Origin of the sequence: Delftia sp. RIT313 (assembly GCF_000632165.1) — a bacterium.
Taxonomy (GTDB): domain Bacteria; phylum Pseudomonadota; class Gammaproteobacteria; order Burkholderiales; family Burkholderiaceae_C; genus Comamonas; species Comamonas acidovorans.
In genome coordinates this window covers 1-23,284 of the sequence record NZ_JFYT01000048.1, presented here as the reverse complement: position 1 = coordinate 23,284, position 23,284 = coordinate 1, and the positions used below count along the sequence as shown (strand labels likewise).

Genomic DNA, 23,284 nt, shown 5'->3' with positions numbered 1-23,284 from the left:
AGGCCTGCAGCCCGCGCCAGACATGGTTCCCACGCGCGTTGTAGCCATCGAAATGGAGCGCTTCATGCCGTCCTGGCGGTGACAGCGCCGTCCCGTTACGGCATTGAATATTTGTGACCTTTTGGTACATTGAGTCACAAAAAACAGGGTAGCTCCATCCGGGAGGGGATGGCCTGCCAAGCCTCCCCCACGGGGAGGACGGCCGCGATCACTCTTGTGTTGTCCCATTTTTCTGCGAATGAGGAGCTGCCAACATGAATGAAGCCGTTCAAGCGAATGAGATCGTCGAGACCTCCTGGCGCATGGGCCTGGTGGTCCTGTCGTATGGCATTGCCGTATTGGGCTCCTTCGTGGCCCTGACTGCGGCGCAGCGCATCCGGGGACGCGAGGGCATCAGCTGGCTGAACCTGCTGGCGGCGGGCACGGCGCTGGGCGGCATCGGCGTGTGGTCCATGCATTTCACGGGCATGCTGGCGCTGAACCTGGGAATGGGTTCGGGCTACTCCATGGTCGAAACCCTGCTGTCCCTGTGCGCCGCCGTTGCCGCCACCTCGGTGGCGCTGGCCTTTGTCGCGCGGCGGCCCGAAAGCGGGGCGCGCGTGCTGGGCGCGGGCACCCTGCTGGGCCTGGGCGTGGCCTTCATGCATTACCTGGGCATGTATGGCATGCGCTTTCCGGGCTTCATCGTCTGGTCCGTTCCCACCGTGCTGCTGTCCGTGGGCATCGCCGTGGCGGCTGCCAGCGCCGCGCTGTGGCTGTCGTTTCGCACCAGCTCGCCGGGCATGCGTGCGCTGGCCGCCGCCGTCATGGGCGCGGCGGTCTGTTCCATGCACTACACCGGCATGGCCGCAGCGGACTTCGTATGCATTTCAGAGACACAGCGTTATGCTAGGCCGCAAGGCTTTGCCGTGATCAGCGCCCTGGACCTTCCGGTCTTTACCGTGATCGTGGCCATAGGCCTGGCTGCATTGATAGGCATGGACCAGCTCATGCAGCAACGCGACCGGATGCGCCGGCCGTTGCACTAGGTGGATAAATACAAAAAGCCGGCGGGTCGGGGAGCGCGCAGTGGTCATGCGCGGACGAGGACTGGCACAATCGAATTAGGACAAATCCTAGAACCTGTGCAGGAACTTTTGAGGGGAGCACCCCGGCAAGCCGGCCGCAAGGCCTGATTGCACAAAGGTTCCGGCACAGGTTCTTGGTGTAAGACCATCGTATTTTCCGAGGCTCCCTCCCAGACACAGCTCGCCAATGACACTTACCGAACTCAAATACATCGTGGCCGTGGCACGTGAAAAGCATTTTGGCCGCGCCGCCGAAGCCTGTTATGTGTCCCAGCCCACGTTGTCCGTGGCGATCAAGAAGCTGGAGGAGGAGCTCGATGTCAAGCTCTTCGAGCGCAGTGCCGGCGAAGTGTCGGTCACGTCGCTGGGCGAGGAGATCATCCGTCAGGCGCAAAGCGTGCTGGAGCAGGCCGCCGAGATTAAGGAAATCGCCAAGCGCGGCAAGGACCCGCTGTCCGGCGTGCTCACCCTGGGTGTGATCTACACCATCGGCCCCTACCTGCTGCCGGACCTGGTGCGCAACTCCATCATGCGCACGCCGCAGATGCCGCTGATGCTGCAGGAGAACTACACCATCAAGCTGCTGGAGATGCTGCGCACGGGCGAGATCGACTGCGCCATCGTCGCCGAGCCCTTCCCCGACACCGGCCTGGCGCTGGCGCCGCTGTACGACGAGCCCTTCATGGCCGCCGTTCCCAGCACCCATGCGCTGGCCCAGAAGGACCATGTCTCCACCAGTGATCTCAAGAACGAGACCATGCTGCTGCTGGGCTCGGGCCACTGCTTCCGCGACCATGTGCTCCAGGTCTGTCCCGAGTTCGCACGCTATGCCAGCAATGCCGAAGGCATTCGCCGCACCTTCGAAGGCTCGTCGCTGGAGACCATCAAGCACATGGTGGCCGCCGGCATGGGCGTGACCCTGGTGCCGCGCCTGTCCGTGCCCGCCGATGCGCTGGAGACCACGGCGCGCCGCCGCAAGACCGACGAGCCGCATATCCGCTACCTGCCCATCCTCGAGGACGACGGCTCGGCCCCGCCGACACGCCGCGTAGTCCTGGCCTGGCGCCGCAGCTTCACGCGCTACGAGGCCATCGCCGCCCTGCGCAACGCCGTCTACGCCTGCGCCTTGCCCGGCGTCAAACGCCTGTCCTGATGACCGCACCGGCGCGCGAGTCGGGCCTGTGGGGCCGCTGCGCTTGCGTTATCGTTGCAACTGGCTCCCGGGCGACCTGCCGGGAGCATCTTCCGTTTGTACGAAGCTGAAAGGGATCCCATGGCCAAAAATGCCAGCAAAGACAAGTCCGGTGCAAAGAAGCCAGAGGCCGTGCAGGCCGACAAGGCGGACAAGGCAGTGCAGCCTGCAAAGGCCGCACTGGCCGACGTGGCACCGGCGTCCGTGCGCTCCTCCGCCATCCATATCGGCATCAGCGACAAGGACCGCGCGGCCATCGCCAAGGGCCTGTCGGCCCTGCTGGCCGACACCTACACGCTGTATCTGACCACGCACAATTTCCACTGGAACGTCACCGGCCCGATGTTCAACACGCTGCACACCATGTTCATGGGGCAGTACACGGAGCTGTGGAACGCCGTCGACCCCATCGCCGAGCGCATCCGTGCGCTGGGCCATTTCGCGCCGGGCTCCTATGCCGACTTCGGCAAGCTCACCAGCCTGGCCGACGTGCCCCACGATCCGCCCAAGGCCCTGGAGATGGTGCGCATCCTGGTCGCCGGCCACGAGGCCGTGGCCCGCACGGCGCGCAGTCTGTTCCCCCTGGCCGACAAGGCCAGCGACGAACCCACGGCCGACCTGCTGACCCAGCGCCTGACCGTGCACGAGCAGACCGCCTGGATGCTGCGCGCCCTGCTCGAAGACTGATGCTGCGCAAACCCCAGTCTTCCCGCGTACCCACCCTGGCCCGGGAGTGATGCCACCGCATGCTCTGGACCTGGATTGACGCACACGCCGCCACGGGCGGCCTGTGCCTGGTACTGGCCGCCCTGGGCGGCCTTTTTTTCTATCTGCGCCTGCCTGCCACGGCCCGGCTGCGCCACGCAGGCCTGCCCATGCCGCGGGCCGCATGGCTGGGCCTGGCTGCCGCCGGCGTGCTGGCCTTGCTGGCACTGGCCGTGATGGTGCGCGACATGCTGGGCCTGGCCCAGCCCGCAGGCTGCGCCACCTGCACCGACTGGCCGGTGCTCGACGAGGCCCTGCACCTGTGGCTGGCCGGCCATGCCACCGATGCCTGGGTGCGCCCCGTGGTCGCCTTCACCCAACTGGGCAATGTGGCCTGGATGGTGTCGCTGTCGGCCGCCGTGCTGGCGCTGCTGCTGTGGCGGCGCGACTGGCTGCATGCGGCCGCCTGGGTGGTGGCCACGGCTGGCGTGGGCCTGTGGATACGCGCCATCAAGACCAGCGTGGGCCGTCCGCGCCCCGTGGGTGGCTGGGTGCCTGAAGGCGGCTTCAGCTTCCCCAGCGGCCACAGCGCGGGCACCTTCGTGCTCTATCTGATGCTGGCCTGGCTGCTGCTGCCGTACCTGCGCCCGGCCTGGCGCTGGCCCGTGGGTCTGGCGGCCCTGGCTGTCGCCCTGGGCGTGGGCACCAGCCGCGTGGTGCTGCGCGTGCACTATGGCAGCGATGTGCTGGCCGGCTGGCTGCTGGGCCTGGCCTGGATGGCGCTGGTGATCTGTGCCGTGGAGTGGGCGCAAACCCGCGTTGCCGGCAGGCGCTGCTGAGGCGCGCCGCCGAGCCCGCCCGCCCAGCGGCGACAATGCGGGCATTTTCGAATGTGATGCGTGCGATGGTCGGCCCACGGCCGCCATCGGCGCCCAGACGCCATGCCCACCACCTCCTCTACGCCCATGCCTGCGCCCCGGCGCAGCAAACTGTCGCTCTACCTGGACCTGGTCCGCTTCAACCGGCCGGCCGGCTGGCTGGTCCTGGTCTGGCCCACGCTGGCCGCACTGTGGGTGGCAGCGGGCGGGTTTCCGGGCTGGCATCTGCTGGTGGTCTTCGTGCTGGGCACGGTGCTGATGCGCAGCGCCGGCTGCTGCATCAACGACATCGCCGACCGCGACTTCGACCGCCACGTCAAGCGCACCACGCAGCGGCCCATCACCTCGGGGCAGGTCTCGGTCAAGGAGGCCGCGCTGCTGGGCGCGGCCCTGGCCCTGGTCTCGCTGGGCCTGGTGCTGACCACGCGCTGGGAGGCCGTGGCCTGGTCCGTGCCCGCCGTGCTGTTCACCATCCTCTACCCGTTCACCAAACGCTTCTTCGCCATGCCCCAGGCCTTCCTGGGCATTGCCTTCAACTTCGGCATCGTCATCGCCTTCGCCGCCGTGCAGGGCCAGGTGCCGGCCACGGCCTGGATTCTGTGGCTCGCCAACATGTTCCTGGTGCTGGCCTATGACACCGAATACGCCATGGTGGACCGCGACGACGACCTCAGGATCGGCATGAAGACCTCGGCCATCACCCTGGGCCGCTTCGACGTGGTGGCCGTCATGGGCTTTTTCGTGCTCTGCGGCCTGCTCACTATCTGGGCGCTGGCGCCCTATGGCCTGGCCTGGCCTTTCTGGCTGGGCCTGGCCGTGGCCGCGGCCCAGGTGATCTGGCACTTCACCCTGATCCGCCACCGCACGCGCGAGGGCTGCTTCGTCGCCTTCAGCAAGAGCCACTGGATCGGTGCCGCCCTGTTCGCAGGCGTGGCGCTGGGATTTGCCTTGCGCTGAAGACGCCACGCCGCCGCAGTGCGTGCGCACCGAAGCCTGCCGCCATGGCACCCAGCAGCGCCAGCGGCCAGGCGCCGAGTGCGGGAATGGGCGCTGGAGCGGGCGGCGGCACGGGTGGAGTCACAGGAGGTGTCACAGGGGGAATTACGGGGGGAGTTACAGGAGGCGGCACAACCGCAGTCAGCTCGATGTCCTGCGCCACGCCGGTGGCCGGCATCCACCGCGCATCGCCGGGCTGGCTGGCGGTCACCGTGCAGATGCCTTCGCCCGCCATCGTGACCCTGTTGCCCGAGACCGTGCAGATGCCTGGGGTCGTGCTGGCGTATTCCACCGGCAGGCCGGAGCTGGCCGTGGCGGGCGGGTCGATGGCAAAGACCGTTCCCGCCTCGAAGGTCCGGCTGGCCTGGGCCGGGAAGCGGATGGCCTGGGCTCTGCGGATGCGGACATCGGCGCTTGCGTCGGCGGCCTGCCACTGGGCATTGCCCGCCTGGCGGGCGACCAGCGTGCAGATGCCGTCATCGAGCATTGTGACGGTGGTGCCCGAGACGGTGCAGATGGCCGGGGTGGCGCTGCCGTAGTCCACCGGCAGGCCGGAGCTGGCCATGGCGGGAGGGTCTATGGTGAAGGTGGAGCCAGGGCTGCCGAGGACCTGGCTGGCCTGTGGCGCAAAGGTGATGGTCTGGGGGGAGACGGCGCGCAGGTCCACGGTCAGGAGTGAGACAAAGGCATCAGGGTTCGTGAACAGTGCTCCGGAGTAGCCCCCGGCCAGAAGCTCGCCAGAAGCAGTGATGTGCAGCGCGGTGACACCATCCAGGCCCCTTGCGCCCAGGTAGGTGCTTTGCTCCAAGGTGCGCAGATCGTCCGACAGGCGTGCCACGTAGCCGGTTTGCAATCCGCCACCGTAGACAGGCTCAATGGCGCCCGCCATGCCGGGAAAATTGTCGGATGAGGTGTTGCCGGCCACCAGGATCTCGCCCGAAGGAGCGATGGCCAGGGCAGCGATCCAGTCTGGGTTTGCGCCGCCCAGATAGGTGCTCTGCAACAGGGTGCGCAGATCGGCGGACAGCCTTGTGATGTAGCCGGGGTAGTTGCCATTGCTGGCAGGCTGCGCACCACCGCTCGTGCCAGGAAAGCCAGAGGACGATGTTTGCCCGGCTGCAACGATCTCTCCCGAGGGGTGGAAGGCCAATGCCGAGAGTGTCTCCCAGCCGTTCCCCCCCAGGTAGGAGCTGCGCACCAGGGTGCGCAGATCGCCTGAAAGCAATGCGATGAAGCCGTCGGCATCGCCGCTGATGTCTGGCTGGGCTGCGTGCGCCGTGGCAGGCAGATCGGGGGATTGGGTCTGCCCGCCGGCGAGTATCTCTCCTGAAGGTCCGATGGCGATATTGGAGATACTCTCCGCTCCCGTCCCGCCCAGATAGGTGCTTTGCACCACGGTGCGCAGGTCGGCGGACAGGCGCATGACGAAGCCGTCACGATCGGCGCTGAGGGCGGGCTGGGCTCCGTTGGCCGCGCGGGGCAGGTCCTTGGCAAGGGTGTCCCCGGCCACCACGACCTCCCCCGAGGCAGGAAGGGCCAGGGCAGTGGCGACCACCCAGCCGTCTCCGGTCAGATAGGTGCTCTGCTCCAGGGTGCGCAGGTCGCCGGAAAGCCGGGCGACGAAGCCCGCAGGAACGCTGAGCGACACAGGCTGTGCTCCCCCGGCCGTGCCGGGAAAATCGCTGGTCATCGTCTCGCCGCTTACCACCACGTCACCCGACGCTGTGACGGCCAGTGCGTGGATCTGGCTGCCCCACGACCCGCTCAGGTAGGTGCTCTGTATCAGGCGGCTCAGATCACTGGACAGCCGGGCGACGAAGCCATGCAATGCAAATATGCCAGGGGGGCTCGCAGGCTGCGCTCCACCCGCAGTGCCGGGGAATCGGTTGGAAAGGGTAGTGCCGGCCAGCAGCACGTCGCCTGAAGGGGCGGCTGTGGCTATGGCCTCTATCCAGGAACTCTCGGGGCTGCCCAGATAGATGCTCTGCAGCAGTGGATCGATCACCAGCGGCAGCGCCCGGTCATACGCTCCCAGTGCGAACCCGTAGCCATCGCCCTGGCTGTTGAGGGCGTACTGCACAGGCACCTCCACGCGCTGCCCCGCAACTTCCTGGAAGGCCACGGGCGCGGTATAGGCCACATCGCCATGGCCTGTGGCGGCCACCAGTTCGCCGCCTTCGCCCAGGCGCAGGGACAGCGCGCCGTCCACGCGCACCTGGATCTGCCCGGGGTCGGCCTGCGGCGCCACGTGAAAGAGCTTTTCCACATTGGTGCCGCGCACGGCCAGCTCCACCTGCACGCCGGTCCAGGCCTGGCCCAGGTGGAGGTTGCGGTAGGTGGCCGGCTGGTAGCGGTGCGGGCCGCTGAAGCGGGTGATCTGGGTGCCGGCTGCCTCGCCGCCCGAGGGCGACAGCGGCAGCGCGCCGACCAGGGTTTCCGTGAGACTCCAGCCGGGCCGCAGGATGGGGGCGCTCTTGGGCGCACCGCCGGCCGCTTTGCTTCTTGCCCAGTCCGCCAGCCGTCCCGTGTCGGGCCCGGGCAGGCCGTACACGATCTGCCCCTGGTGCGTGACATGGACGGCGCCCGCGAAGGTCCGGCCCATGAAGGCCACGGCCGGGTCGAACTGGCCGCTGTTGGCTTCGAAGGGCATGGACAGGCCCTGCAGGGCCTGCTTCGCATGCTGCAACTGCGCCGCACCGGGTCTCTCACCCGGCGCTGCATGGGCGGTGCTGGCGGCCATGCATGCGGCTGCTGCCATGGCGAGCCAGAGGAGGGCTGTGCGGCTTGTGCTGCGCCACCGGAGCCAGGGCGCAGGCTGAAGAAAGAGGCTCATGGGGTCTCCCTGAATGCGGCCGCCCCGAGGCAAGCCTGCCTCCGGGCGTGAGCCCCGCAGGCGGAGGCCTGGCGGGGCCGGGTTCCTGGGGCGTGACCGGCACGGGGGCTACCCCCTCCTGCCCGGCCACGCGTGCGTTGCTAGCGAGCGCTGCTATGGCGCGCCCGGCGGCGCAGCGAGATGGCGCCAAGGCCTGCCGCCAGCGTGCCCAGCCAGGCCAGGGCCCAGGGGCCCAGGGTGGGCACGGGCACGGGGGACGCAGCGCCGGGTCCCGGGCCGGGTGCGGGAGGAGGAGGCGGCGGGAGTGGCGACGGAGGTGAAACGGTGCTGGCCACCAGTTCGATGTCCTGCGACACGTCAGTGGCCGCCAGCCACAGCGTGTTGCCCGGCTGGCTGGCTGTGACCCTGCAGATGCCTGCGCTGACCATGGTCACCGTGGCGCCCGAGACCGTGCAAACGCCGGGCGTGGTGCTGGCGTAGTCCACCGGCAGGTTCGAAGTGGCCGTGGCGGGCGGGCCGAGGTCGAAGCTGGCGCCGGCCGTGAAGGGCTGGTCGGCCTGGGCCGGGAAGGAGATCACCTGCGGCCTGCGGATCTGCAGGGTCACGAAGATGCCGTTGGCTGCCAGCCACTGGCCGGGCACGCTGGGCAGCCAGGCCTCCAGCATGCAGGGGCCCGCATCCACCATGGTGACCGTGGTGCCCGAGACGGTGCACACGGCCGGCGTATGGGCGGTGTAGTTCACGGCCAGGCCGGAATTGGCCGTGGCGATCGGGCTGATCTGGAAGGTGTCGCCGGTCGCGGTAAGCACCTGATCGGCCTGGGGCGGGAAGGTGATGGCCTGGGGGGAGACGGCGCGCAGATCGGCCGACAGGCGGGTGACAAAGCCAGAGCCGCTTGCTGGCTTTGCCGGTTGCGCTCCGTTCTCCGTGCCAGGAAGATTTCCGCTCCAGATGGTGCCCCCCACCACCACATCGCCCGAGGGCAAGATGGCCATGCTGCGGGGGATGCCTCCATCGCCCAGATAAGTGCTTTGCTCCAGGGTGCGCAGGTCGCCGGACAAGCGTGCCACAAAGAGGTTGCTCGTGCCGCTGGAGGGCTGGGCACCGCCGGCGGTGCCTGGGAAATCGCTGGACTCGGTTCTGCCGGCCACCAGCACCTGCCCCGAAGGGGTCACGACCAGGGCGGTAATGACATCGTAGTTAGAACCGCCCAGGTAGGTGCTCTGCAGGAAGGGGTCGATTACCAGCGGCAGCGCCCGGTCATACGCCCCCAGTGCGAAACCGTAGCCATCGCCCCGGCTGTTGAGAGCGTACTGCACGGGCACCTCCACGCGCCGCCCCGCAACTTCCTGGAACGCCACGGGCGCCGTATAGGCCACGTCGCCATGGCCTGTGGCGGCGATCAGTTCGCCGCCTTTGCCCAGGCGCAGGGACAGCGCGCCGTCCACGCGCACCTGGATCTGCCCGGGGTCGGCCTGCGGGGCCACGTGGAAGAGCTTTTCCACATTGGCGCCGCGCACGGCCAGCTCCACCTGCACGCCGGGCCAGGCCTGGCCCAGGTGCAGGTTGCGGTAGTTGGCTGGCTGGTAGCTGTGGGGGCCGCTGAAGCGGGTGATCTGGGTGGCGGCGGCCTCGCCGCCCGTGGGCGACAGCGGCAGCGCGCCGGCCAGGGTTTCGGTGAGGCTCCAGCCGGACAGGGGCTGGGTGGCCGGAGGGGTCTGGGGCGGTGCCTGGGGTTTGGTACCTGCGGGCGTCCTGGGCGGCTTCTTGGGAGGTGCTTGGGGAGGCATCTCGGGCGGGGGTGCCGAGGTCACGCCCTGCTGCTGCGTGGGCGCGGCCAGGCTGTAGACGATCTGGCCCTGGCGGGTGACGTGGATCGCGCCCGCGAAGGTGCGGCCCGTGAAGGCCACGGCAGGGTCGAACTGGCCGCTGTTGGCCTCGAACGGCACGGACATGCCCTGCAGCGCGTGCTGTATCTGCCGGGCCTGCGCGGAGCCATGCACTGGGGCATGTGCTGGTGAGTGCGCTGGTGAGTGCGCGCGGTGGTGGGCAGGACCTTGGGAGGGGCCGGGTACTGCGTGGGCCAGGCCAGCCGATGCCCAGAGCAGGCATGCCGCCAGGGCCGGCTTGCTGCCGCAGCGCCTGGGCAAGGAAGGGGGGTGGAAACGCATGCTTTCTCCTTGGATGCAGCGAATCCAAGGCAAGCCATGGACAGGGGCGGGCAGGCGATGCACGTCCCGCCGAGGCGGATGCTTGGTGGAAACTGCGGTGGCAGGTCATGACCGGCGCGGGGCTTTCCGCGCTGCCGGTCAATTGCCGATTTCTACCGAGTGCCGCTTGCTTCCACCATCAGAACTATCTGGTTTTTGCAGGAATCTGGCGCACCGTCCCCTTGCCACCACAAAGAGGGGCGCGCGCGGGCGTGTCCTACCTGCCGAATTCGGCGGCCAGCTCCTTGGCCCGTGTTTCCGCTGCCCGCATGGCGGCCACGAAATGCTCGGGCACCTGTTGCGCCTGCATGTGGGTGATGGCGGCGTGGGTGGTGCCGCCCTTGCTGGTCACGCGCTGGCGCAGCACGTCGGCGCTTTCGGTGGAGCGGGCGGCCAGTTCCGAGGCGCCCTGGAAGGTGGCCACGCCCAGGCGGTAGGACTGCTCGGCCGTGAGGCCCATGTCCACGCCGGCCTGTGTCATGGCTTCGAGGAACAGGAAGACATAGGCCGGGCCCGAGCCCGACAGGGCGGTCACGGCGTCCAGGTGCGCTTCCTGGTCGACCCAGACGAACTGGCCCGTGGTGGCAACGACCTGCTCGATGGCGCTCTTGCCTGCGGCATCGACCTCGGCGCGGGCGAACAGGCCCGTCATGCCTTTGCCCACCAGGGCTGGCGTGTTGGGCATGGCGCGCACGATGCGGCCCGTGCCCAGCCACTGGGCGATGGAGTCCGTGGGAATGCCGGCGGCCACGCTCAGGTGCAGGGCCTGGGCGGTGTGCGGCGCCACGGCCTGGGCGGCTTCCTTGAAGGTCTGGGGCTTGACGGCCCAGACCACGATGCCGGCACCGTCCAGCGCGCTGGCGGCGGCCGCGGCATCGGCATGCGCCGTGATGCCGAAGTTCGTGCGCAGCGCGTCGCGCGCAGCCTCGAAGGGTTCGACGACGACGATGCGGTCTGCGGATTGGCCCTGGCCGATCAGTCCGCCGATGATGGCGCTGGCCATGTTGCCGCCACCGATGAAGGCGATGACAGGGGAGGCTGTGGAAACGGTGTTCATGCTGGTGGCGGTGGAGAAGGAAAACGAAGAGTTTAGAGCGTGTTCCCACCGTGCCAGCGCATGTCCACGCCATGGCTGGCGGCCAGGTCCAGGGGCTGTGCCGGGGCGCCGGGCCGCTGGCGCAGGGTGAGCGCGCAAGGACCCTCTCCGCGCGTGGCAAGGCGCTGGCGCAATGCGTCGGTGGCCGCCAGTGCCTGCGCGCCTTGCAGCAGCAGGTCGAACCCCGGCAATGCCAGCCGCGCGCCCTGGTCGTCCAGCCTCTGCAGCGGCAGGCCCGGGCCCAGCAGCGCCCGGTAGCGGTCCAGGCTGGCGTCCAGGTCGTGCACGGCGACGGTCAGCGAGGCCACGCCCAGTGCGCCGTTGGGATGCTCGCGCACGCTGCCCTCGGGCACGCGCAGCGCGCGCGGCGTGACGTCGCCGCACAGGAAGGGCAGGTCGGGCGTGGCGTGGCGCGCCGTCTGCCACAGCAGTTGCGCGCCATCGGGGCGCACGCGGCCTCCGTCCACGGGGCCGACCAGGGTATCCAGACCCCGCCCGCGTGCTTCGGCCAGGGCCTGGGCGGTGCTTTGGGGCAGCAGGGCGAAGTCCACCAGCCCTTCGCCATGGTCGCGCAGCGTGCGGTACCAGCGCTCTTCGGGCGCCGGGGCGGTCCAGGCAATGATCTCCAGGTAGGCGCCGTCGGCAAACACGACCAGTGCGTTGTGCGAGGTGCGGCCCGGATGGCGGCCGCCGATGGCGACCTGAAAACCCAGCGCGCGGTAGTCCGCCACGGCGGCCTCGAGGTCGTGCACGGCGATGACGATGTGGTCCAGCGGAAGTGCCATGAATGCTCCTGTGTGGTGTAAGGGAGGGCCGTCCGGATTCTCAGTCTTCGAGCTGGACCTTGTTGTCGCGCACGAAGCGGCCCCAGCGCTCATATTCCTGGCGCACCCAGCGGTCGAGGGCGGGTCCGTCCGTGGCCATGACTTCAAAGCCCGACTGCATGAGCTTGCTGCGGATGTCGGGCGTGTTCAGCGTGGCCTGGAAGTCTTCGGTGAGCTTGTGCACCGTGGCTGCCGGCGTGGCGGAAGGTGCGAAAACGCCGATCCACGAATAGGCCTCGAAGCCCGGGAAGCCGGACTCGGCCACGGTGGGCACGTCGGGCAGCTCGGGCAGGCGCTTGAGGCCGGTCACCGCCAGCGGCTTGATCTTGCCCGCCGAAATCTGGCCGCGCAGCGCCGCGTAGCTGAGCAGGGTGAGGTCGGACACATTGCCCAGCACGGCCTGCACGGCCGGGCCGCCGCCGCCGTAGGGCACGTGCAGCACGTAGGTGCCCGAGCGGCGCTTGATGTCCTCCATCACCAGGTGGTTCATGGACCCCAGGCCGGTCGATGCGTAGCTGTATTTGCCCGGGTTGCGCCGCGCCAGCTCCAGGAAGCCGGCCAGGTCCCTGGCGGGCACCGAGGCCGAGGCACCGATCACCAGCGGGAAGCGCAGCGCCAGCGACACGCCCGTGAAGTCCTTGAAGGTGTCGTAGGGCAGCCGGGACTTGGCGATGGGATTGATGGCATGGGTGTCGAAGCTGAACAGCAGGGTGTTGCCGTCCGGGGCGGACTTGGCCACGTACTGGGTGGCGATCTGGCTGGCGGCGCCGGGGCGGTTCTCCACGATCACCGGGCGGCCGGCCACCTCGCCCAGGCGCGGCTGCAGTATGCGGGCGGCGATGTCGGTGCTGCCCCCCGGCGGGAAGGTGATGACCAGCTTGAGCGGGGCGGCGCCCTGCGCGGATGCCGTGCCGGCCGGCCCCAGCAAGCATGCGGCGGCCGTGGCCAGCAGCAGCTGGCGGCGTGAGGGGGTATGGGGCATGGGAAGGCTCCTTTTCAAGCGCATTGGCGGGCAGGAAATCGGGAATCTGTGCGTGGGGCCTGGAGTCAACCCATCCACTGGCTCACCGGCACGGCCGTGTCCTGGAGCTCTTGCGAGATCACATCCACCAGCGCCGGGCCGTCGTGCATCAGCGCGGCCTTGAGCGCGGCTTCGAGATCTGCCGGGTCATGCACCTGCCAGGCCTTGACGCCGAAGGCCTCGGCCACGCGGGCATGGTGGGTGCGGTTGAAGTCGACTGAAAAGTAGCGTTCATCGTAGCCGGACTTCTGGCTGGCCTTGATCCAGCCGAACACGCTGTTGGAGAACACGATCATCTTCAGCGGCACATTGCGGCGCACGATGGTTTCCAGCTCGCCGCAGGTGAAGCCGAAGCTGCCGTCGCCCATGACCGCGACCACCACGGAATCGGGCTGGCCGATGGCGGCGCCAAAGCCGGCGGACATGGCAAAGCCCAGCGCCCCGTGCGCGCGGTTGGTGATGAAGTGCCGGCCGGCCTGGGGCGCGTCGAAATAGGCCGTGAAGTAGGGGCAGGGCGTGCCGGGGTCGGCCACCACGATGGCGCGCGCGGGCAGCAGGCGGTTGAGCGTGTCCACCACGCGCTCGGGCTTGATGGGGCGCTCCAGCGAGGCCGCCAGTGGTGCGAAGAAGGCCTGCTTGGTGGCGCGCGCGGTGGCCGCCAGCGCGGCGCCGTCTGCGGCATCGGCGGGGCGGCGGGCGATGCGTTGCTGCACGGCCGCGTGCAGCGCCTGCAGGCCCAGCAGGGCGTCGCCCACCAGGGCCACGTCGGTGCGGTAGTTGGTGCCTATGGTCATGGCGTCCACGTCCAGGTGGACGATCGTCACCTTGCGCGAGGGCATCTGCCAGTGCTCGGTGGTGGTGGAGCCGGCCCGGGCGCCGATGAACATCACCAGGTCCGCCTGCGCCACCACGGCGCGCGTGGCCTCGACGCCGCCATTGGTGCCCACCACGCCGGCATTGAGCGGATGGCTGCCCGCCAGGCTGCCCTGGCCGCTGACGCTGGAGCACACGGGCGCATTGAGCAGGGTGGTCAGCGCATCCAGTGCGGCGCTGGCGCCCGCGATGAGCACGCCGCCGCCGCAGATCAGCACGGGGCAGCGTGCCGCCACCAGGCGGTCGGCAGCCTCGGCCACGGCCGCCGGATCGGGCGCGGACCGGTAGGCCGGATAGTGGTCATGCCCTGGCTGGGCCCAGACATCGGCGGGATCCAGCGTGTGCTTTTGCACGTCATAGGGCAGGCAGATATGGGTGGCGCCGGGCCGGCCCGTGGTCATGGCGCGAAAGGCGCTGCGCACGGCGTGCGGAATCTGGTCCACGCGGTCGATGGTGGTATTCCACTTGGTCAGGGGCCTGTACAGCGCCTGCTGGTCCAGTTCGGTCAGCGGGAACTTGCCGCGTGCGCCCACGGAAACGTCCGAGGTGATGCCCAGCACGGGCACCGAGGACTCATTTGCCTCGGCCAGGCCGGGCAGCAGGTAGGTGGCACCGCCGCCGCTGGGGCCTTCGCACACGCCCACCTTGCCGGTGACGCGTGCATAGGCGTCGGCCATGTAGCCGGCGCTGCGCTCGTCCCGCGTGAGGATGTGGTCCATGCCGTGGTCCAGCCGCGCCATGGCGTCGTAGAAGGGCAGGCTGGTGTCGCCGCACAGGCCGAAGATGTGCTTGACGCCGTTGAGCTGCAGCATGCGGACCATGGCGTCGGCGCCATTGAAAGCGGTGGTCATGTCGGGAGTCTCCAGGCAGGTTGGGGGCGGGGTTTTTAAGAATCCATTTCAGTATACTTAAAAGAATGCGCAGCGCCAAAGGGCACAATGGCGCCATGAAAATCTCCAACATCCGCCATGAACGGGGCTCCAGCGTCTACAGCACGCTGCGTGACATGGCCATCTCCTACGAATTCAAGCCGGGCGAGCGCCTGAGCGAGAGCGAACTGGCGCTGCGCCTGGGCGTGAGCCGCACGCCCGTGCGCGAGGCACTGACGCGGCTGGTGGCCGATGGCTTTTTGCTGCCGGCCAGCCGCGGCTACATGCGGCGCGAACTGGACGTGAAGGAGTCGCTGGACCTGTACGAGGCCCGCGTGGCCGTGGAGCGCGAATGCGTGCGCCTGGCCGTGGAGCGCGCCACCGATGCCCAGCTCGACGAGGCCCTGGCCTACCTGCAGCAGAGCCAGCGCGTGGCCTCCGATACGCCGATCCGGCAACTGGTGGACCTGGACGAGGGATTCCATCTGCGCATTGCCGACATGGCCGGCAACGCCGAGCTGCGGCGCATGCTGGCTAGCCTGAACGAGCGCATCCGCTTCATCCGGTGGATCGACATGGAGAGCGTGGGGCGCGCCTCCACCCAGCACGAGCACCTGGAAATCCTGCAGGCCCTGCGCGCGCGCGACGCCCAGGCCAGCGAACGCCTGATGGCCGAGCACATCGGCCTGCGGCGCGAGCAGATCGTGGAGGCCATTGCGCGCGGGCTGACGCGCATCTACCTGCCGCAGGAGCAGGTTCAGGCCACGCCCTGAAGCGCCTTCAGGGTGCGCAGGGCGGCGAGGGTCGGTAGGCGGTGACCAGGATCTGGTTGGCCTGCGCCGGGTTGAAGTTGTCGTCGCTGGCGAACACCAGCACGCGGGTGCCGTCGGGCAGCGGCGGGCCCCAGGACATGGCTTCCATGTTGTCCATCCGGCCGGGCTGCACGGTGGACAGATCGGCCACCAGTTGCTTGACGGCCACTTGTCGCGGCGTTTGCGCGAAACTGGCCAGGGCCAGCGTGTCAGGTGCCTCCAGGCTGATGCGGTATAGCCGCGCGCCAAAACCGTGGCCCGGGCTGTAGGAGCGCTCCAGCACCAGCAGATGGTCGGGACCGTCCAGCAGAATCTCGCTGATGCCGTTGACCTCGCGTTGGGGCAGGGCCCAGCTGGCGGCCGGCACGGCATCGGGCTGGTAGGCGATCTGGCGCAGCAGCCGGCCGTCGTCCAGGCTGACCAGGCTGATGCGCACGGGCGCGCCTGCCGAGCCGGCGCTGGCGCGCGGCCCATCCTGGCGCAGCGGCGCCTCCAGGGCCAGCCAGGCCTGTTGGCCGTCCGGCGTCACGGCCAGCCCTTCGAAGCCGAAATTCGCGCGCAGGCCCGGCACGCCGGCCTCGTCCTTGAAGGGATGGAACCAGCGCGCAAGCTGGCGGCCCTGCGCATCGGCTTTCACCAGCGAGGTGCCAAAGCCCCGGCCCGGGTCGCCTTCATCGGTCCACAGCAGGCCGCCGTCCGGCAGCAGGCGGATGGCTTCGGGGTCGGGCACGGGCTGGGTGGCGGGCGCGGCATGGCGCGGGCGCAGCCAGCGGCCCTCGGCATCCAGCAGCGGGTGCACTTCGGTGACCTGCGCCTGCCAGGGGTTGGGGCCGGCACGCTGGCCGGCGTCCAGCTGCTCTATGCGCAGGCGCATCCAGCGCGCGGGGCCGCGCGCCGAGCGGTCATCGCTGATGGCCACGAAGTCGCCGCGCCGGGCGTCATAGTCCAGACCCGAGATGCCGCCGGTGGTGGCGCCATGGATGGGCTCCTCGCGCGCAATCGTGGTGCTGCCCAGCCATTGCAGGCGCGCGCATGCCGTGGACTGCGGGGCCGGCAGGGCCTGGGGCGGCGCGGCGCAGCCGGCCAGCAGCAGGCCGGAAAGCACCAGGCTGGCCGCCCTGAACAAGGCCGTGAGCCCGTTGTCAGGCCGCCAGCGCGGTCTGGGCCACCGCATGCTCCCAGCGTGCCATCAGCTCGTCGGCGCGGTGCTTGTCCAGCGTGGGCACGAAGCGGCGCTCGGCCTTCCACAGCGCCGACAGTTCCTCGGTGCTCTGGTATACGCCCGAGGACAGGCCCGCCAGGTAGGCAGCGCCCAGGGCCGTGGTCTCCACGCAGGCCGGGCGCACGACGGGAATGCCCAGCAGGTCGGCCTGGAACTGCATGAGCAGGTTGTTGACGCAGGCGCCGCCGTCCACGCGCAGTTCGCTCACCGGCGCGCCGCCGCTGGCCACCGCGTCGCGGCTCATGGCCAGCAGCAGGGCGGCGCTCTGGAAGGCGATGGATTCAAGCGCGGCCCGCGCGATGTGGGCGATGGTGGTGCCGCGCGTCAGGCCCGTGATGGTGCCGCGCGCATCGGGCTTCCAGTAGGGGGCGCCCAGTCCGGTGAAGGCCGGCACCATCATCACGCCGCCCGAATCGGGCACGCTCTCGGCCAGTTGCTGCACCTGGCCGCTGTGCTCGATGGCGCGCAGCCCGTCGCGCAGCCACTGGACCACAGCGCCGCCCACGAAGACGCTGCCTTCCAGCGCATAGGCCGGCGCAGCGGTGGGCTGTGCCGCAGCGGTGGTCAGCAGGCCGTTGGCAGAGGTCTGGAACACGCCGCCCGTGTGCATGAGCATGAAGCAGCCCGTGCCATAGGTGTTCTTGGCCATGCCGGCGGAAAAGCAGGCCTGGCCGAAGAGGGCGCTTTGCTGGTCGCCGGCCACGCCGCCGATGGCGATCTCGCCGCCCAGCACCTCGGCTGCCGTGCGGCCGAAATCGGCGGCGGAAGGCAGCACCTCGGGCATCAGCGCGCGCGGAATCTCCAGCAGCGCCAGCAGATCGTCGTCCCACTGGTTGGTGTGGACGTTGAACAGCATGGTGCGGCTGGCGTTGGAGACATCGGTCACATGGCGGCGTCCGCCCGTGAGTTGCCAGATCAGCCAGCTGTCCACGGTGCCGAAGGCCAGCTCGCCGCGCTCGGCGGCGGCGCGCGCGCCGTTGACGTTGTCCAGGATCCAGCGCAGCTTGGTGCCCGAGAAATAGGCGTCGATCAACAGGCCGGTCTTGCGCTGGATGGTGTCGGCATGGCCGGCCTCGCGCAGCTGGGCGCACAGCGGCTCGGCGCGGCGGTCCTGCCAGACGATGGCGTGGTGTATGGGCTGGCCCGTGGCGCGGTTCCAGACCACGGTGGTCTCGCGCTGGTTGGTGATGCCCAGGGCGCGGATGTCGGCCGCCGCCAGCCCGGCCTTGGCCAGGGCCTCGCGCGCCGTGGCCAGCTGGGTGCGCCAGATCTCGCGCGGATCGTGCTCGACCCAGCCGGGCCGGGGATAGATCTGCGGCAGCTCCAGCTGGGCCGAGGCCACGATGCGGCCCTGGGTGTCGAAGACGATGCTGCGCGAGCTGGAGGTGCCCTGGTCCAGGGCAAGCAGATAGGTCATGGTGCGGTATCCAGGAAAAGCAGGGCCGGTGCGCGTGTCCTGTGCGGGCGGTGGCGCAGCGGCTGCGGAAAACTTATTGCGCCACAACGCATTGCACTTCGGCTTCGCGCAGAAGGGCATCGAACGGAGCGGGGGGCGCGGTATCGGTGAACAGGCGGTCGATCTGGTCCAGGCGTGCCAGCTCCACCATGGCCTGGCGGTGGAACTTGCTGTGGTCTGCGGCCAGCCAGACCTCGCGCGACTGGGCAATGATGGTCTGGGCCACCTTGACCTCGCGCATGTCGAAGTCGCGCAGGCTGCCATCGGGCTCGATGGCCGAGATGCCGATCAGGGCGATGTCCACCTTGAACTGGCGTATGAAGTCCACGGCCGCCTCGCCCACGATGCCCCGGTCGCGCGTGCGCACCACGCCGCCGGCCACGATGACTTCGCAGTCCGCGTTGGAGCTGAGGATGGCCGCCACGTTGAGGTTGTTGGTGATCACGCGCAGGCCCCGGTGCTTGAGCAGGGCCTGGGCCACGGCCTCGGTGGTGGTGCCGATGTTCAGGATCAGCGAGCAGCCGTTGGGAATGGCCTCGGCCACGGCGCGCGCAATGCGCGACTTGCCTTCGGCATGCAGCACCTGGCGCTGGGTGTGGCCCAGGTTCTCCACTGTGGCGCTGGGCACGCGCACGCCGCCGTGAAAGCGCACCATCAGGCCCGCATCGGCCAGCTTCTGTATGTCGCGGCGCACGGTCTGCAGGGTCACGCCCAGGATCTCGGCCAGCTGCTCCACCGAAGTGGACTGGCGGCTGCGCACTTCGTCGAGCAGCTGTAGTTGTCGGGGATTGGTGTTCACGGCGGCGATTCCAGATCTGGTGCGTTCTCAGGCAAACAAGGCGGGGCGACCGGTTTATAGCGCATTTGCCCCTGGCCGGCCGTGGGTTGGGGAACTTTAAAACGAAGAAAAAAGAACAGCACCTAGGGTATGTGTTGATGGGCTGCGATCTGGAAAGAACAAAAATGATCACGTTCTTGCTTTCGGATGGCGCGCAATCGCCGCCTTGAGCGAGATGTTTCTCCTTGTTCAATCGCTGCCCCCGAGGCGGCCTCGTCAGTGAGGGCGGTCGTGGAACTGGTGTTGGAGAGAATCAGCAAACGCGTGGGCGGCCAGACCTGGCTGCACCCCATGCACCTTGAACTGGAAAGCGGCGCGGTGACCGTGCTGCTGGGTGCCACGCAGGCCGGTAAGACCAGCCTGATGCGCATCATGGCCGGCCTGGACGTGCCCACCGAAGGCCGTGTGCGCGCTGATGGCGTCGATGTGACCGGCATGCCCGTGCGCGAGCGCAACGTGGCCATGGTCTACCAGCAGTTCATCAACTATCCCTCGCTCACGGTGGCGGACAACATCGCCTCGCCGCTCAAGCTGCGCGGCGACCGCGACGTGGCGCAGCGCGTGCGCGCCCTGGCCGAGCGGCTGCACATCGAGATGTTCCTGGACCGCTACCCGGCCGAGCTGTCGGGCGGCCAGCAGCAGCGTGTGGCGCTGGCGCGCGCCCTGGCCAAGGGCGCTCCGCTGATGCTGCTGGACGAGCCCCTGGTCAACCTCGACTACAAGCTGCGCGAGGAACTGCGCGAGGAACTGACCCAGCTGTTCGCCACGGGCGACTCCACCGTGGTCTATGCCACCACCGAGCCCGGCGAGGCGCTGCTGCTGGGTGGTTACACGGCGGTGCTGCATGAGGGCGAACTGCTGCAGTACGGCCTCACGGCCGAGGTCTTCCATCAGCCGAATTCGCTGCGCGTGGCGCGCGCCTTCAGCGATCCGCCCATGAACCTGATCGCGGCCAGTGCCGTGGAGGGCGGGCTGCAACTGCCGGGCGGCGCGCGGCTGCCCGTGGCGCTGCCTGCGGACCTGGCCGCGTCCGGCCAACTGACCCTGGGCCTGCGCGCCAGCGCCCTGCGCCTGCAGTCCCGGCCCGGCGATCTGGCACTGCAGGGCGTGGTGGAGCTGGCCGAGATTTCGGGCTCCGACACCTTCGTGCATGCCACCACGCCCTGGGGCGAGCTGGTGGCCCAGGTCACGGGCGTGCACCACCTGGACCTGGGCAGCGCGGTCACGCTGCACCTGGACCCGGCCCATGCCTACGTGTTCGGCACGGACGGCGCGCTGCTGCTGGCGCCGGCGCGGCCCGGAGGACGATGAGATGGCCCGCATAGAACTCGATCTGGCCCACTCCTACAAGCCGAACCCGCAGCAGGACAGCGACTACGCGCTGCTGCCGCTGAGCATGGTCTTCGAGGACGGCGGCGCCTATGCGCTGCTCGGCCCCTCGGGCTGCGGCAAGACCACCATGCTCAACATCATGTCGGGCCTGCTGGTCCCCTCGCAGGGCAAGGTGCTGTTCGACGGCCGCGACATGACGCGCGCCACGCCTCAGGAACGCAACATCGCCCAGGTGTTCCAGTTCCCGGTGATCTACGACACCATGACCGTGGCCGAGAACCTGGCCTTTCCGCTGAAGAACCGCCGCATGCCCGAGGAGCGCATCCGCGCGCGGGTCGGCCAGATCGCCGAGATGCTGGAGATGAGCGGCCAGCTCGACCAGCGCGCGGCCGGCCTGTCGGCCGATGCCAAGCAGAAGATCTCGCTGGGCCGGGGCCTGGTGCGGCCCGATGTGTCGGCCGTGCTGTTCGACGAGCCGCTCACGGTGATCGACCCCCAGCTCAAGTGGCAGCTGCGCCGCAAGCTCAAGCAGATCCACCATGAACTGCGGCTCACGCTGATCTATGTGACGCACGACCAGGTGGAGGCCCTGACCTTTGCCGAGCACGTTGTGGTCATGACGCGCGGGCGCGCCGTGCAGGTGGGCACGCCCGCCCAGCTTTTCGAGCGGCCCAGCCACGCCTTCGTCGGCCACTTCATCGGCTCGCCGGGCATGAACTTCGTGCCGCTGCAGCAGGACGGCGGCCGGCTGCTGGCCGAGGGCCAGTACCTGCCCCTGCCCGAAGCGCTGGCCGGCGTGGCGCCCGGCCTGCCGCTGAGCCTGGGCATACGCCCCGAGTACCTGGCACTGGCCTCGGCCGACGCGCCCGGCGCCGTGGCCTGCACGGTGGAGCGCGTGCAGGACGTGGGCACGCACCAGCTGCTGGTGGCGCGCCTGGGCGAGCGGCTGCTCAAGCTGCGCTGCGGCGCCGATGCCTTCCTGCCCGCCGTGGGTGAAACGGTATGGGTACAGCTGCAGGGCCCCCACACCTGCTACTACGTCAACGAGGAGTTGGTATGAGGCACCCCCTGAGCGGCTGCGCCGCTTCCCCCTCTCTCGCGACGCGGGAGGGGGACGACACCCTTGCGGCGGGGCGGCCCTTGCTCGGTGTCCCTGAGCTGGGTAGCTCCGGTCTCGTAGGCCGCGGTTTGTGCATTAGCTTGAGGGGTGCCTGAGATGAGTTCAATCAAGCCCGTCAACCAGAAGGCCTGGCTGCTGATCCTGCCGGTCATCATCTGCGTGGCCTTCTCGGCCATCATCCCGCTGATGACGGTGGTGAACTACTCGGTGCAGGACATCATCAGTCCCGACCGGCGCGTGTTCGTGGGCACGGAATGGTTTGCCCAGGTCATGCGCGACGAGGAACTGCACTCGGCCCTGCTGCGCCAGATCGGCTTTTCGCTGGCCGTGCTGCTGGTGGAGATCCCGCTGGGCATCGCCCTGGCCCTGTCCATGCCGGCCCAGGGCTGGAAGGCCTCGGCCGTGCTGGTCGTGGTCTCGCTGTCGCTGCTGATTCCGTGGAACGTGGTCGGCACCATCTGGCAGATCTACGGCCGCGCCGACATCGGACTGCTGGGCGCGGCGCTCAACGCGCTGGGCGTGGACTACAACTACACGGGCAATGCCACCCATGCCTGGCTCACCGTGCTGGTCATGGATGTCTGGCACTGGACGCCGCTGGTGGCCCTGCTGTGCTACGCGGGCCTGCGCTCCATTCCCGACGCCTACTACCAGGCCGCGCGCATCGACGGCGCAAGCAAGTTCGCGGTGTTCCGCTACATCCAGCTGCCCAAGATGCGCGGCGTGCTGATGATCGCCGTGCTGCTGCGCTTCATGGACAGCTTCATGATCTACACCGAGCCCTTCGTGCTCACGGGCGGAGGCCCTGGCAATGCGACCACCTTCCTGTCGCAGTACCTCACGCAAAAGGCCGTGGGCCAGTTCGACCTGGGGCCGGCGGCTGCCTTCTCGCTGATCTATTTCCTCATCATCCTGCTGCTGTGCTTCATCCTCTACAACTGGATGCAGCGCGTGGGCACGGCAGACAAGGAAGGGGCAAGAGAATGACCCCCACGCTCCCTTCGTTCACTGCCCCCCGAGGGGGCTCGGCCTCCCTTGGGGCGGCCCTGCGGGAGGCCGGACATGACTGAAGACCGCCGTTTCCACAAGCGCACGCTGTTCCTCGTCGCCTACCTGCTGTTCGCCGTGCTGCCCATCTACTGGATGGTCAACATGAGCTTCAAGACCAACGAGGAGATCCTGTCGAGCTTCTCGCTGTGGCCCCAGCATTTCACCTGGGCCAACTACCAAACCATCTTCACCGACGCCTCCTGGTATTCGGGCTACATCAACAGCCTGATCTACGTGGCCATCAACACCGTGATCTCGCTCACGGTGGCGCTGCCGGCGGCCTATGCGTTCTCGCGCTACCAGTTCCTGGGCGACAAGCATGTGTTCTTCTGGCTGCTGACCAACCGCATGACGCCGCCGGCCGTCTTTCTGCTGCCCTTCTTCCAGCTCTACACCACGGTAGGCCTGATGGACACGCACATCGCCGTGGCCCTGGCCCACCTGCTGTTCAACGTGCCGCTGGCCGTCTGGATCCTGGAGGGCTTCATGAGCGGCATCCCGCGCGAGATCGACGAGACGGCCTATATCGACGGCTACTCCTTCCCGCGCTTTTTCCTCACCATCTTCCTGCCGCTGATCAAGGCCGGCGTGGGCGTGGCGGCCTTCTTCTGCTTCATGTTCAGCTGGGTGGAGCTGCTGCTGGCGCGCACGCTGACTAGCGTGAACGCCAAGCCCATCGTGGCGACCATGACGCGCACCGTCTCGGCCTCGGGCATGGACTGGGCGACGCTGGCGGCGGCCGGCGTGCTGACCATCGTGCCGGGCGCCATCGTGATCTGGTTCGTGCGGCATTACATCGCCAAGGGGTTCGCCATGGGAAGGGTTTGAGGCACCCCCTGAGCGGCTTACGCCGCTTCCCCCTCTCTACCCGCTTCCGCGGGGGAGGGGGA

The 23,284-nt window shown here is 68.7% G+C and carries 19 protein-coding genes; 10 read left to right on the top strand and 9 right to left on the bottom strand.

The genetic code is table 11. The features are described from left to right. Nucleotides 1-254: 254 nt before the first annotated feature. The 5 genes from BW39_RS14235 (at nucleotide 255) to ubiA (ending at nucleotide 4,799) form a co-directional block, all read left to right on the top strand. Entirely contained in the window at nucleotides 255-1,028 is a 774-nt protein-coding gene (locus BW39_RS14235) for an MHYT domain-containing protein (RefSeq protein ID WP_013804464.1), read from the top strand. Nucleotides 1,029-1,254: 226 nt separating this feature from the next. Beyond that, nucleotides 1,255-2,220, top strand: a complete 966-nt coding sequence (locus BW39_RS14230) for a LysR substrate-binding domain-containing protein (protein WP_013804463.1) — start codon at nucleotides 1,255-1,257, stop codon at nucleotides 2,218-2,220. 120 nt (nucleotides 2,221-2,340) lie between these two features. Beyond that, nucleotides 2,341-2,946, top strand: coding sequence for a Dps family protein (locus BW39_RS14225; RefSeq protein ID WP_043822499.1), 606 nt, complete (start codon nucleotides 2,341-2,343; stop codon nucleotides 2,944-2,946). 59 nt (nucleotides 2,947-3,005) lie between these two features. Beyond that, nucleotides 3,006-3,803, top strand: a complete 798-nt coding sequence (locus tag BW39_RS14220; protein ID WP_043822497.1) for a phosphatase PAP2 family protein — start codon at nucleotides 3,006-3,008, stop codon at nucleotides 3,801-3,803. Between the two features lie 126 nt (nucleotides 3,804-3,929). Beyond that, entirely contained in the window at nucleotides 3,930-4,799 is an 870-nt protein-coding gene (gene ubiA, locus BW39_RS14215) for a 4-hydroxybenzoate octaprenyltransferase (protein ID WP_043822543.1), read from the top strand. Here the strand turns inward: ubiA and BW39_RS31695 are convergent. From BW39_RS31695 to BW39_RS14185, 6 genes are all read right to left on the bottom strand, one after another. Beyond that, nucleotides 4,732-7,578 (bottom strand): IPTL-CTERM sorting domain-containing protein, encoded by a 2,847-nt coding sequence (locus BW39_RS31695; protein WP_043822494.1) that lies wholly within the window; start codon nucleotides 7,576-7,578, stop codon nucleotides 4,732-4,734. The genes ubiA and BW39_RS31695 overlap by 68 nt on opposite strands. Before the next feature lie 233 nt (nucleotides 7,579-7,811). After that, complete coding sequence (locus tag BW39_RS14205) at nucleotides 7,812-9,674, bottom strand: IPTL-CTERM sorting domain-containing protein (RefSeq protein ID WP_043822491.1); 1,863 nt, start codon at nucleotides 9,672-9,674, stop codon at nucleotides 7,812-7,814. A gap of 424 nt (nucleotides 9,675-10,098) precedes the next feature. Then, entirely contained in the window at nucleotides 10,099-10,938 is an 840-nt protein-coding gene (proC, locus tag BW39_RS14200) for a pyrroline-5-carboxylate reductase (protein ID WP_043822489.1), read from the bottom strand. Between the two features lie 32 nt (nucleotides 10,939-10,970). Next, nucleotides 10,971-11,762 (bottom strand): VOC family protein, encoded by a 792-nt coding sequence (locus BW39_RS14195; RefSeq protein WP_043822486.1) that lies wholly within the window; start codon nucleotides 11,760-11,762, stop codon nucleotides 10,971-10,973. 40 nt (nucleotides 11,763-11,802) lie between these two features. Beyond that, nucleotides 11,803-12,783: a tripartite tricarboxylate transporter substrate binding protein gene (locus BW39_RS14190; protein WP_043822484.1), complete on the bottom strand. Its 981-nt coding sequence runs from the start codon at nucleotides 12,781-12,783 to the stop codon at nucleotides 11,803-11,805. A 65-nt stretch (nucleotides 12,784-12,848) separates the two neighbouring features. After that, on the bottom strand, nucleotides 12,849-14,546 hold the full coding sequence (locus tag BW39_RS14185) for a thiamine pyrophosphate-binding protein (protein ID WP_043822482.1): 1,698 nt from the start codon (nucleotides 14,544-14,546) through the stop codon (nucleotides 12,849-12,851). Between the two features lie 95 nt (nucleotides 14,547-14,641). Between BW39_RS14185 and BW39_RS14180 the strand changes: the two genes are divergently transcribed. Next, the gene (locus BW39_RS14180; protein WP_043822541.1) at nucleotides 14,642-15,337 is read left to right on the top strand and encodes a GntR family transcriptional regulator; all 696 of its coding nucleotides are present in this window, start codon (nucleotides 14,642-14,644) and stop codon (nucleotides 15,335-15,337) included. A gap of 7 nt (nucleotides 15,338-15,344) precedes the next feature. On the opposite strand, the gene BW39_RS14175 is transcribed toward BW39_RS14180, so the two are convergent. The 3 genes from BW39_RS14175 to BW39_RS14165 form a co-directional block, all read right to left on the bottom strand. Beyond that, nucleotides 15,345-16,550 carry an esterase-like activity of phytase family protein gene (locus BW39_RS14175; protein ID WP_200871516.1) on the bottom strand — a complete coding sequence of 402 codons (1,206 nt, stop codon included), beginning with the start codon at nucleotides 16,548-16,550 and terminating at the stop codon, nucleotides 15,345-15,347. Then, nucleotides 16,519-18,015, bottom strand: a complete 1,497-nt coding sequence (gene glpK / locus BW39_RS14170; RefSeq protein ID WP_012202955.1) for a glycerol kinase GlpK — start codon at nucleotides 18,013-18,015, stop codon at nucleotides 16,519-16,521. Before glpK ends, BW39_RS14175 begins: the two co-directional genes overlap by 32 nt. A 73-nt stretch (nucleotides 18,016-18,088) precedes the next feature. After that, on the bottom strand, nucleotides 18,089-18,853 hold the full coding sequence (locus BW39_RS14165; protein ID WP_012202956.1) for a DeoR/GlpR family DNA-binding transcription regulator: 765 nt from the start codon (nucleotides 18,851-18,853) through the stop codon (nucleotides 18,089-18,091). A gap of 270 nt (nucleotides 18,854-19,123) precedes the next feature. Here BW39_RS14165 and BW39_RS14160 point away from each other — a divergent pair, with 270 nt between their 5' ends. The 4 genes from BW39_RS14160 (at nucleotide 19,124) to BW39_RS14145 (ending at nucleotide 23,222) form a co-directional block, all read left to right on the top strand. Further along, on the top strand, nucleotides 19,124-20,203 hold the full coding sequence (locus tag BW39_RS14160) for an ABC transporter ATP-binding protein (protein ID WP_043822480.1): 1,080 nt from the start codon (nucleotides 19,124-19,126) through the stop codon (nucleotides 20,201-20,203). 1 nt (nucleotide 20,204) lies between these two features. Beyond that, entirely contained in the window at nucleotides 20,205-21,284 is a 1,080-nt protein-coding gene (locus BW39_RS14155; RefSeq protein WP_043822478.1) for an ABC transporter ATP-binding protein, read from the top strand. Nucleotides 21,285-21,440: 156 nt separating this feature from the next. Further along, a complete protein-coding gene (locus BW39_RS14150) occupies nucleotides 21,441-22,331 on the top strand; it encodes a carbohydrate ABC transporter permease (protein ID WP_043822477.1) in 891 nt (296 codons plus the stop codon). Between the two features lie 75 nt (nucleotides 22,332-22,406). Then, the gene (locus tag BW39_RS14145) at nucleotides 22,407-23,222 is read left to right on the top strand and encodes a carbohydrate ABC transporter permease (protein ID WP_013804448.1); all 816 of its coding nucleotides are present in this window, start codon (nucleotides 22,407-22,409) and stop codon (nucleotides 23,220-23,222) included. The last annotated feature ends 62 nt before the right edge of the window (nucleotides 23,223-23,284 follow it).

What these genes read in the sequence shown, in the direction of transcription:
- BW39_RS14235 (WP_013804464.1), top strand. Translation starts at nt 255, where the DNA reads ATGAATGAAGCCGTTCAAGCGAATGAGATCGTCGAGACCTCCTGGCGC.
- BW39_RS14230 (WP_013804463.1), top strand. Translation starts at nt 1,255, where the DNA reads ATGACACTTACCGAACTCAAATACATCGTGGCCGTGGCACGTGAAAAG.
- BW39_RS14225 (WP_043822499.1), top strand. Translation starts at nt 2,341, where the DNA reads ATGGCCAAAAATGCCAGCAAAGACAAGTCCGGTGCAAAGAAGCCAGAG.
- BW39_RS14220 (WP_043822497.1), top strand. Translation starts at nt 3,006, where the DNA reads ATGCTCTGGACCTGGATTGACGCACACGCCGCCACGGGCGGCCTGTGC.
- ubiA (WP_043822543.1), top strand. Translation starts at nt 3,930, where the DNA reads ATGCCTGCGCCCCGGCGCAGCAAACTGTCGCTCTACCTGGACCTGGTC.
- BW39_RS31695 (WP_043822494.1), bottom strand. Translation starts at nt 7,578, where the DNA reads ATGGCCGCCAGCACCGCCCATGCAGCGCCGGGTGAGAGACCCGGTGCG.
- proC (WP_043822489.1), bottom strand. Translation starts at nt 10,938, where the DNA reads ATGAACACCGTTTCCACAGCCTCCCCTGTCATCGCCTTCATCGGTGGC.
- BW39_RS14195 (WP_043822486.1), bottom strand. Translation starts at nt 11,762, where the DNA reads ATGGCACTTCCGCTGGACCACATCGTCATCGCCGTGCACGACCTCGAG.
- BW39_RS14190 (WP_043822484.1), bottom strand. Translation starts at nt 12,783, where the DNA reads ATGCCCCATACCCCCTCACGCCGCCAGCTGCTGCTGGCCACGGCCGCC.
- BW39_RS14185 (WP_043822482.1), bottom strand. Translation starts at nt 14,546, where the DNA reads ATGACCACCGCTTTCAATGGCGCCGACGCCATGGTCCGCATGCTGCAG.
- BW39_RS14180 (WP_043822541.1), top strand. Translation starts at nt 14,642, where the DNA reads ATGAAAATCTCCAACATCCGCCATGAACGGGGCTCCAGCGTCTACAGC.
- BW39_RS14175 (WP_200871516.1), bottom strand. Translation starts at nt 16,550, where the DNA reads ATGCGGTGGCCCAGACCGCGCTGGCGGCCTGACAACGGGCTCACGGCC.
- glpK (WP_012202955.1), bottom strand. Translation starts at nt 18,015, where the DNA reads ATGACCTATCTGCTTGCCCTGGACCAGGGCACCTCCAGCTCGCGCAGC.
- BW39_RS14155 (WP_043822478.1), top strand. Translation starts at nt 20,205, where the DNA reads ATGGCCCGCATAGAACTCGATCTGGCCCACTCCTACAAGCCGAACCCG.
- BW39_RS14150 (WP_043822477.1), top strand. Translation starts at nt 21,441, where the DNA reads ATGAGTTCAATCAAGCCCGTCAACCAGAAGGCCTGGCTGCTGATCCTG.
- BW39_RS14145 (WP_013804448.1), top strand. Translation starts at nt 22,407, where the DNA reads ATGACTGAAGACCGCCGTTTCCACAAGCGCACGCTGTTCCTCGTCGCC.